This window comes from Hymenobacter citatus (genome assembly GCF_014333615.1).
GTDB lineage: Bacteria > Bacteroidota > Bacteroidia > Cytophagales > Hymenobacteraceae > Hymenobacter > Hymenobacter citatus.
The window spans coordinates 489082-498680 of sequence record NZ_JACSCY010000002.1; the positions used below are offsets into that span (position 1 = coordinate 489082).

Below are 9599 nucleotides of genomic sequence, written 5' to 3' on the forward strand. Positions count from 1 at the left end.
AATGAAAAGATTAGCGATTTTTTTACTCCTCCTGCTGGGTGGGGTAGGGGTGGCCTTTGCCCAAACCCCCACGGCCAAAGACAAAGCAGCCGTGCAGGAAGTAGAGCGCCTGGAGCGCCAACGCTTTGAGGCGCAGGTGAAAAAAGACTACGCCTTCCTGGAAAAAGTCTTTGCCGACGACCTGGTGTACACCCACGCCAGCGGCAAGCAAAACGGCAAAACCGATTACATCCAGAGCATCCGCGACGGCAAGAGCCAGTACGAGAAAATCGACGTGGAAGCCCTGAACGTGCGCGCCTATAACAACGGCCAGGCCGCCTTGGTGAACGGCACCATCACCATCACCCTACCCCCCACGGCCGACGCCAACCCCAATCTGGCCCACCTCAAGTACGTGGTGGTGCAGATCAAAGACCCCAAGAAAGGCTGGCAGGTAGTGCTGTGGCAGTCGCAGAAACAGGCGAAGTAAACGCTGGCGCTATTCGCGCATCATATCTCTAAGTTGCTATTTCCATGAGTCATCGTCCGTTAGAAGACAGCATTGCCCAGCCCGTGGGTACCACCCTGGAGCGCTACATTATGCGTACCCAAAGCGAGTTTCCGTACGCCACCGGGGAGCTGTCGCAGCTGCTGCGCGACATTGCCCTGGCCGGAAAAATCGTGAGCCGAGAGATTAATCGGGCGGGGCTGGCGGAAGTAGCGGGCGCCTTTGGGCAGCAAAACGTGCAGGGCGAGCAGCAGCAAAAGCTGGACGTGGTAGCCAATATTCGCTTCATTCGGGCGCTGACCAACGGTGGCCAAGCCTGCGCGGTGCTTTCCGAGGAGGAAGACGGAATTGTGCATACCGGCAACGTGCAGGGCAAATACGTGGTAGCCATCGACCCGCTGGATGGCTCGTCTAATATCGATGTGAACGTGAGCATCGGCACCATTTTCAGCATCTACCGCCGGGTGTCGCCCTACGGCGCGCCGGCCACGGAGGCCGATTTCCTGCAGGGTGGCCGTCGGCAGATAGCGGCGGGCTATATTTTGTATGGCTCCAGCACCATGCTGGTGTACACCACCGGGCACGGCGTGGCGGGCTTCACCTACGAAAGCTCGTTGGGCGAGTTTTTCCTCTCGCACCCGCGCATGCTCATTCCGGAAACCGGCAGCATCTTCTCCTGCAATGAGGGCAACTGGCACGACTACCCCGAGTACGTGCGCGACTACCTCACGCGCTGCAAGGAGCGCCGGTGCAGCGGCCGCTACGTGGGCTCCCTGGTGGCCGACTACCATCGCAACCTGCTGGTAGGAGGCATCTATCTCTACCCGCCCACCCAGAAAAACCCCGATGGCAAGCTGCGCCTGCTCTACGAATCATTCCCGCTGGCCTTCGTGATTGAGCAGGCCGGGGGTAGGGCCGAAGCCGGTCCCGGCCTGGGCCGGGTAATGGACCTAATGCCCACGCACTTTCATCAACGCACGCCTTTGTTCACGGGCTCCTACTCGTTGGTAGATGAGCTGCTGGGCATGGAAACGACCTAGCTTCGGCGCCTTTTTTCGCATATCTAAATTCCCATAGCATGACCTATCAACTCCCTTTTCTGCTTTCTGTAGCTGCCGCGCTAACTGCTGCGGCCCCCGCCGCCGGGCAAGCTCGCCCTACCTTCTCGGTGAAGCCTACCCAGTTCGCGGCCGACACGGTGAGCCTGCTCAGCTACGGCGGCAAGGCCGACGGCCAGACCCTGAACACCAAAGCGTTTCAGCAGGCCATAGCCGCCGCCAGTCAGAAGAAAGGGGTAGTGGTGGTGCCGGCCGGCCTGTGGTTAACCGGGCCTATCGAGCTGAAAGACAACGTGAACCTGCACCTAGCCAAAGGCGCGCTGGTGCAGTTTACGGCCGACAAAAGCCAGTATCCGCTCATCAAAACCAACTGGGAAGGGGTAGACGCCGTGCGCAACCAGTCGCCCATCTCGGGCATGGACCTGACCAACATTGCCATCACCGGCCCCGGCGTGCTCGACGGCAACGGCGACGTGTGGCGTCCCGTGAAAAAAGACAAGCTCACGGCCGGGCAGTGGAAGCAGCGCGTAGCGGCGGGCGGCGCCTTAAATGAAAAAAAGGACTACTGGTACCCATCGGAACAGGCCCTGAAAGCGTCGACCATGCCGGAGCCCGGCGTCATCAAGCCGGGCAAAACCGAGCCGGCTGACTTTGCCGACATCAAGGATTTCCTACGGCCCAACATGCTCAGCCTGCAACGCTGCAAGCAAGTGCTGCTGGAAGATTTCACCATTCAGAACTCGCCGGCCTGGACCATACACCCCCTGTTGTGCGAGGACGTGACCATCCGCCGCGTGACGGCTAAAAACCCCTGGTACGGCCAGAACACCGATGCCCTGGACCTGGAATCCTGCCGGAATGGGCTGGTGGAGGACTGCACCTTCGACGTGGGCGACGATGGTATCTGCATCAAATCGGGCAAAAACGAGCAGGGTCGCAAGCGCGGCGTGCCCACCGAGAACTTCGTGTTTCGCAACTGCAAAGTCTACCACGCCCACGGCGGCTTCGTGATTGGCTCGGAGATGTCGGGCGGGGCGCGCAACCTGTTTGTGTACAACTGCACCTTCATCGGCACCGACGTGGGCCTGCGCTTCAAGACCACGCGGGGTAGGGGCGGCGTGGTGGAGAAAATCTACGTCGACGGCGTGGCCATGACCGACATTGCCGGGCAGGCCATCCTGTTTGATATGTACTATGCCGCCAAGGACCCCGTGCCCGCCAACGGCGAGCCGGAGGCCCTACCCGAAATCAAGGCCGAGCCGCTGAACGAGGGCACCCCGCAGTTCCGCGACTTCACCATCAACAACGTGGTGTGCAAAGGCGCCGAAACCGGCATTCTCATCCGGGGCCTACCCGAAATGAGCATCAAGAACATCCTGATTCAGAACACGGTACTGGAAAGCGAGAAAGGCATGGTATGCCAGGAAGCCGAAGGCGTGACGCTAAAAAACGTGGCCCTGCTGACGTCGAATACCAAGCCCGTAATAGAAATCCAGAACAGCCAAAATGTATCGGTAGATAACCTGCGCTATACTAACAGCGCCGACCTACTGGTGCGCCTCAGCGGCGACCGAACCAAGGCCGTGAAGCTGACCAACACCGACACCAAAGCCGCCAAAAAAGACGTGGAGCTGGGCCAGAAGGTGTCGAAGAAAGTCATTACGGTTTCCAAACGATAGTCGGCCGTCAGAACGAAACTCCCCTCCTCAGCTGAGGAGGGGATGTTGCGACTAAAGTCGCAACTGGGGTGGTTGGCGTCGTTGCTGACGTTGTTTCGTTGTCATTCCGAACGCAGTGAGGACTTGGCATACTTCGTTGAACGTCATTCCGAGCTTGCCGAGGAATCTCGCGTGCTGATGAAAGATAGTATTCAACATCAGCACGCGAGATTCCTCGGCAAGCTCGGAATGACGGCCTATTCCATAATTCCAGCGACAAGACCGACTGTCGCTTTTGACTTATACTTTTCCTATATGCTCTTTTCCCGCCTGCTTCTTTCCGGCTTACTGCTGACCTCGGCCGCCACCGTGGCCCAAACGCCTACCCCCGCGCCGCCCATGTCGCAGCGCATGGCCGACGCGTTCATCTCCTGGTATCCCGATTCCATCGTCATTAGCAACCGCAAAACCGCCCGCTGGGACTACGAGCAGGGCCTGATGCTGAAGGCGTTGGAGCGCGTGTGGCAGCGCTCCGGCGACGGAAAATACTTCGCCTACATTCAGCAAGACCTCGACCAGTTTGTGCAGCCCGACGGCAGCATCCGCACCTACAAACCCGCCGACTATAACCTTGACAACCTCGCCACCGGCCACGCCCTGCTGCTGCTCAGCCAGGTTTCCCTACTCAAAAAAACCGATAAGTATCAGAAAGCGGCCCAACTGCTACGGCAGCAAATTGAAGGTCAGCCGCGCACCAAGGCGGGCGGCTTCTGGCACAAGAAGGTGTATCCCAATCAGATGTGGCTCGATGGCCTGTACATGGCCGAGCCCTTCTACGCCGAGTACAGCCAGGTATTCAATCAGCCCCAGGGCTTCGACGATGTGGCCAAGCAGTTTGCGCTGATTGAGAAGAACCTGGTAGACCCCAAAACCGGCCTGCTCTACCACGGCTACGACGAAAGTCGTGAGCAAAAGTGGGCCAACAAGCAAACTGGCCAGTCGCCCAATTTCTGGGACCGGGGCATGGGCTGGTATGCCATGGCGCTGGTCGATGTGCTCGATTATTTTCCTAAGGACCATCCGCAGCGGCAGCAGCTCATTAAAGACGTGCAGCGCCTGGCGCCGGTGCTGGCTAAGTATCAGGATCCGAAAACCGGCACCTGGTCGCTGGTGATGGACCAGGCCGGGCGCAAAGGCAACTACGCCGAGGCCTCGGGCAGCAGCATGTTTGTGTACGCGCTGGCCAAGGGCGTACGGATGGGCTACCTCGACAAGAAATACCTGCAAACCGCCCAGAAAGGCTACGACGGCCTGCTCAAAACCTTCGTCTCGACAGAAAACAACGCCCTGGCCCTCAACGGCACGGTGAGCGTGGGCGGCTTGGGCGGCAACCCCTACCGCGACGGCAGCTACGAATACTACCTCTCCGAGCCCCTGCGCAAAAACGACCTGAAGGGGATAGGACCGTTCATTCTAGCGAGCGTGGAAATGGAAATTGCCCGCGAAAACGGCGTGGGCCAGGGAAAAACGGTGGGCCTGGACTACTATTTCAACCACGAGCTGCGCCAAAACCCGATTACGGGGCAGCAGGAGCAGTGGCACTACACCTGGGAAGACCGCACGCATGGCGGCTTCTGGCTGTGGGGCAATCAGTTTCGGGAGCTGGGCGCCCGCACCGTGGCGGTGCCCACCGCGCCTACCACCGCCGCCCTCAAAGGCTTAAACGTCTACATCATCGTAGACCCCGACACGAAAAAGGAAACGCCCCAGCCCAACTACGTGCAAGCCGCTGACCGCAAGGCCATAACGGACTGGGTACGCGGCGGCGGCACGCTGGTGCTGATGGCCAATGACACGTCGAACTGTGAGATTCCGCGCTTCAACGAGCTGGCGAAGAATTTCGGCGTGCAGTTCCTACCCCAGAACATCAACATGGTGAAAGGCAGCCAGTTTGAGCAGGGCCGCGTGGATATTCCGGCCGGTAACGCCATTTTCAGGCATGCCCGTGCGGCCTACATCAAGGAGCTGGCGCCACTAGGGCTATCGGGTCCGGCCAAGGCCAGCGTTTCGCAAGGTGGCAACGTGATTATCGCCACGGCCAAGGTTGGGAAGGGAACGGTCTTCGCTGTGGGTGACCCGTGGCTATATAATGAGTACGTGGACGGCCGCAAGATTCCGGCCGTGTATGAGAACTTCAACGCTGGTAAGGATTTGGCGGAGTGGCTGTTGTGGTAGAAATAGTTGATTAACAATAATTAAAATAGAACGTTATGCTGAGCTTGTCGAAGCATCTCGCGTGCTGATGAAAGATAGTATCTAGCATCAGTACGCGAGATGCTTCGACAAGCTCAGCATGACGTTCTTTTACCCCTGTTATTGCGATGCGCCACTTGTTCTTTCTGCTGGTTCTGCTACCTACCCTGACCCTGGCCCAAACCAACACGCTCTCCAAAGTGTGGGTGCCGGACCTGGGCAACGGTACCTATAAAAACCCGGTACTCTACGCCGATTACTCAGACCCCGACGTGATTCGGGTAGGGGAGGACTATTACCTGGTATCGTCGAGCTTCAACAGCGTGCCCGGTTTGCAGATTCTGCATTCCAAAGACCTGGTAAACTGGACGTTGCTCAGTGCGGTGTTCGGCGAGCAGCAGCCCGCCGAACGGTTCCAAAAGCCCCAGCACGGCGGGGGCGTGTGGGCGCCCGCCATCCGCTACCACAAGGGCCTCTACTACATCTACTACCCCGATCCTGACCTGGGCATCTTCGTGACCCGCGCCCAGCACCCGGCCGGCCCCTGGGAGCCGCCTATGCTGGTGAAAGAGGCAAAGGGCTGGATCGACCCCTGCCCGTTTTGGGACGACAATGGCCGCGCCTACCTCGTGCACGCCTTTGCTGGCTCGCGGGCGGGCTTCAAAAGCGTGCTGGCCGTGAGCGAGATGACGCCCGATGGGCTGCAACTGCTCGGCGACGAGGTGCTGGTGTTTGATGGCCACGCTAAGCATCCTACCCTGGAAGGTCCTAAATTCTACAAGCGCAATGGCTACTATTATATTTTTGCGCCGGGCGGGGGCGTCACGCCGGGTTGGCAGGTGGTGCTGCGCTCCAGAAACATATTTGGTCCGTACGAAGACCGCATTGTGCTGGCCCAGGGCAACACGCTCATCAACGGGCCGCACCAAGGCGCCTGGGTCGACACCAACACCGGCCAGGACTGGTTTTTACACTTTCAGGACCAGGGCGCCTACGGCCGAGTGGTGCACTTGCAGCCCCTGCGCTGGCAAAACGACTGGCCCATCATCGGCGACGACCCGGATGGCGACGGCACCGGCCAGCCCGTGCTGACCCATAAAAAGCCGAATATCAAGGGCAAAGCCCAACCCCTGGCCACGCCTGCTACCTCCGACGAGTTCGACGCGCCCGCGCTGGGCTTGCAGTGGCAGTGGCACGCCAACCCGCAGGACGGCTGGGCTTTCCCAATGCCCGCGCTAAGCCAGCTGCGCCTGTACACGGTGCCGCTGCCCGCCGATTTTAGGAGCCTGTGGCAGGTGCCCAACCTGCTGTTGCAAAAGCTGCCCGCCGAAACCTTCACTACCACCGCCAAAGTCACCTTCACCCCGCGCCTGGAAGGCGAAAAAGCCGGCCTGCTCATGATGGGCCTGGATTACGCCTACCTGTCGCTCACCAACCAAAACGGCCAGCTCCACATCGGTCAGACCGTTTGTCGCAATGCCGACAAGCTCACGCCCGAAACCGTGGCGCCGCCCGTGGCTACGCTACCCGCCGGCCAACCCGTGTACCTGCGCGTAGCTGTGCGCCCCGGCGCCAAGTGCCAGTTCAGCTACAGCACCGATGGCACCACGTTTCAGCCGGTAGGCGCTGAGTTTCAGGCCCGCGAAGGCCGCTGGATAGGGGCCAAAATGGGCCTGTTCGCCCTCCGTCCCGGTCAAACCAACGACGCCGGCAGCCTAGACGTGGACTGGTTTCGGGTGGAGTAGAACCTGTTTAGGTGTAGAGACGCATACTTGCGTCTCGTCGCTGAACGATTTCGGCTATATGGTGCGCTCGATGAGACGCAAGTATGCGTCTCTACACCCCGCTGAAGGTTCTTTTTGTTAACTCAAACCCCTTCCAAGGAGTAAGGGTCAACCTGTTGTCTGAACAGGTTGACCAACTAGCGCTTACCAAGGTAGGGAGGCCGTGGAAGAAGAGCTTGTGCCGGTGGGGCCCTCGGCGGGCAGCAAAGCCAACCGGATAGCTTCCGCTGCACCTTGCTCGGGAGTATCGGTGCCCGCAAAGTCGTTCAGATCGGTGGCCGTGTAGCCGGGGTTAGCCGAGTTAACTTTGATGGCCGTATCCCGCAGCTCGTGGGCAAGCTGCACGGTGAGCATGTTTACAGCTGCTTTCGAGGCTGAGTAGCCCAGCAACCCCCAGTCGTTCTGACTGCTAAGCGTGAGCGAGCCCAACGGACTGGATACGTTGACAATGCGCCCCGCCGCAGCCTGCCGGAGTAGGGGCAAAAAGGCCTGAGTAGCTGTCAGTGTCCCCACAAAATTGGTCTTCATGACCTGCTCCACACGTTGAATGGCTGCCGTGCTAGGCGCGCCGTCGCCTTCCACGTTGATACCCGCATTGTTCACCAGAATATCGAGGTGGCCTACCTCATGCTGTACGCGGGCGACGGCAGCGTCTAGCGTTGCTTGGTTGTTCAGGTCCAGCTCAATAACTTGCACGTCGCCTGCCGCTGCCAGCTCTGCCGCGACTTGCTGACCTTTCGCCACCTCGCGGGCACCCAGATATACCCGGCAGCCTGCCTGCAGCAGTCCGCGCACAATAGCCAAGCCAATGCCTTTGTTGCCGCCCGAAACCAGCGCAGTTTTCTTGTTTTCCATAAAGTCTTTGCTTGTTTTCTCCGCATCAGCGTGATGCGCGAGTGCCCTGCAAAGGTCCGGAGGGTAGGCGAGCAGTAAACTTCGCCAATCAATCCAATTACTTTATATTTCAAACACCGCCGTGCTGCGAAAATCGCCCGGCGTTTGAGCGGCGTATCGTTTAAAAAACGTACAGAAATGCGCTACATCGGCAAAGCCCAGGCTATCGGCAACCTCTGAGATGCTCCAGTTCGTTTGTCGAAGCAATAGCTTGGCTTCCTGCGTTAGGCGCTGGCTTAGCAGGGCCGTGGTGGTATGGCCGGTCGTTTCTTTTAGCACCCGATTGAGGTGGTTGATATGCACAGCCAGCTGGTCGGCATAGTCGGCGGCGGTGCGTAGGCGCAGGGGGGGCTGCGGGCTCTGACGAGGAAACTGGCGGTCCAGCAAGTCAGCAAACTGGGTCGTAACCCGCTCGGCGGCGCTGTGCGTGGCCAACCGGGCGGGCACGGGTTGCAGCTTCTGCACCAGATGAATCAATTCCCACAAATAGGTACGCAGCAGGTCGTATTTGTAGGCGTAGTTGGAAGGAAGCTCGCGCGCCATTTTGTCGAAAATCGCTTCAACTGCTACGCAATCGGCCTCGGTTGCTTCCCATACCGGGTAGGCTTCAGGTTGGAAAATAGGGAGTTCTGCCACCGCTACCCCGGTGCGGGTGGGTAACAAAAAGGCATCGTCGAAAAGGCAACAGTAGCCCTCGGGCGTCTCCGTGAGCGGCAACCACCGGTAGGACACGCGCGGGGTTACCAGAAACAAGGTATTCGGCGCGCTGTGCGGGTCACGGTCGGCGTATTCTACCCGGCTGTGGCTGCGGCAGAGCACGATTTTGTGGTAGGCGCGCCGGGTAAATGGCATAGGCGGCGCCCCCCGCAGGTCGGCTAACGGGAAGACGTTGAAATGGCCGACTCCCTGCGTCATATCCGGCGGCGGCAGAACGCCGGCCGGCGTTTCCGGCGTCGGAGCGCAGGCAGCGTAAAAAGCAGCTAAGGAATTTGGTTGCATACGGTTCAGTATACGCCATCATCGGCAGCCCGGCTAGGAAAGCCGACTGCTCTCCCCAAGAAAATAGAGTAGCTCGGAGTCAGTGTATCTGTAGGAAGTAGAGACACAATATCTTGTGTCTCGTCGTTGAACGTCTCCTGGCTGTATTCTATGCAAACAATGTCAGCAACGACGAGACACAACATCTTGTGTCTCTACCCATTAAAACCGAAACGGCTGAAACGCAAAAAGGCCCTGCATCAAACTGATGCAGGGCCTTTTGCTAGAAGAGCGGTCCGGACGGGACTCGAACCCGCGACCTCCGCCGTGACAGGGCGGCATTCTAACCAACTGAACTACCGAACCTTCTAACTTTAACGGAGCAACTTCTTGTTTCTCTGGGCGCACAAGAGCGGTCCGGACGGGACTCGAACCCGCGACCTCCGCCGTGACAGGGCGGCATTCTAACCAACTGAACTACCGAACC

Annotated in this window: 7 protein-coding genes and 2 tRNA genes; 5 read left to right on the forward strand and 4 right to left on the reverse strand. The window is 59.1% G+C overall.

Going from position 1 to position 9599, the window contains the following annotated elements; translation table 11 throughout:
- Window position 1: 1 nt before the first annotated feature.
- The 5 genes from H8B15_RS04255 to H8B15_RS04275 all read left to right on the forward strand — a co-directional run bounded on the left by H8B15_RS04255 (window position 2) and on the right by H8B15_RS04275 (window position 7201).
- Window positions 2-469, forward strand: a complete 468-nt coding sequence (locus tag H8B15_RS04255) for a nuclear transport factor 2 family protein (protein WP_187318416.1) — start codon at window positions 2-4, stop codon at window positions 467-469.
- Window positions 470-513: 44 nt separating this feature from the next.
- Entirely contained in the window at window positions 514-1527 is a 1014-nt protein-coding gene (fbp, locus tag H8B15_RS04260) for a class 1 fructose-bisphosphatase (RefSeq protein WP_187318417.1), read from the forward strand.
- A gap of 38 nt (window positions 1528-1565) precedes the next feature.
- Entirely contained in the window at window positions 1566-3224 is a 1659-nt protein-coding gene (locus H8B15_RS04265) for a glycoside hydrolase family 28 protein (protein WP_187318418.1), read from the forward strand.
- Window positions 3225-3518: 294 nt separating this feature from the next.
- Window positions 3519-5438 (forward strand): glycoside hydrolase family 88 protein, encoded by a 1920-nt coding sequence (locus tag H8B15_RS04270; protein WP_187318419.1) that lies wholly within the window; start codon window positions 3519-3521, stop codon window positions 5436-5438.
- A gap of 146 nt (window positions 5439-5584) precedes the next feature.
- Complete coding sequence (locus H8B15_RS04275) at window positions 5585-7201, forward strand: glycoside hydrolase family 43 protein (protein ID WP_187318420.1); 1617 nt, start codon at window positions 5585-5587, stop codon at window positions 7199-7201.
- A gap of 183 nt (window positions 7202-7384) precedes the next feature.
- On the opposite strand, the gene H8B15_RS04280 is transcribed toward H8B15_RS04275, so the two are convergent.
- The 4 genes from H8B15_RS04280 to H8B15_RS04295 form a co-directional block, all read right to left on the reverse strand.
- On the reverse strand, window positions 7385-8095 hold the full coding sequence (locus tag H8B15_RS04280; protein WP_187318421.1) for an SDR family oxidoreductase: 711 nt from the start codon (window positions 8093-8095) through the stop codon (window positions 7385-7387).
- Between the two features lie 102 nt (window positions 8096-8197).
- Window positions 8198-9133: a helix-turn-helix domain-containing protein gene (locus tag H8B15_RS04285; protein ID WP_187318422.1), complete on the reverse strand. Its 936-nt coding sequence runs from the start codon at window positions 9131-9133 to the stop codon at window positions 8198-8200.
- Between the two features lie 271 nt (window positions 9134-9404).
- A tRNA-Asp gene (locus tag H8B15_RS04290) sits at window positions 9405-9478 on the reverse strand.
- 47 nt (window positions 9479-9525) lie between these two features.
- Window positions 9526-9599 (reverse strand) — tRNA-Asp (locus tag H8B15_RS04295).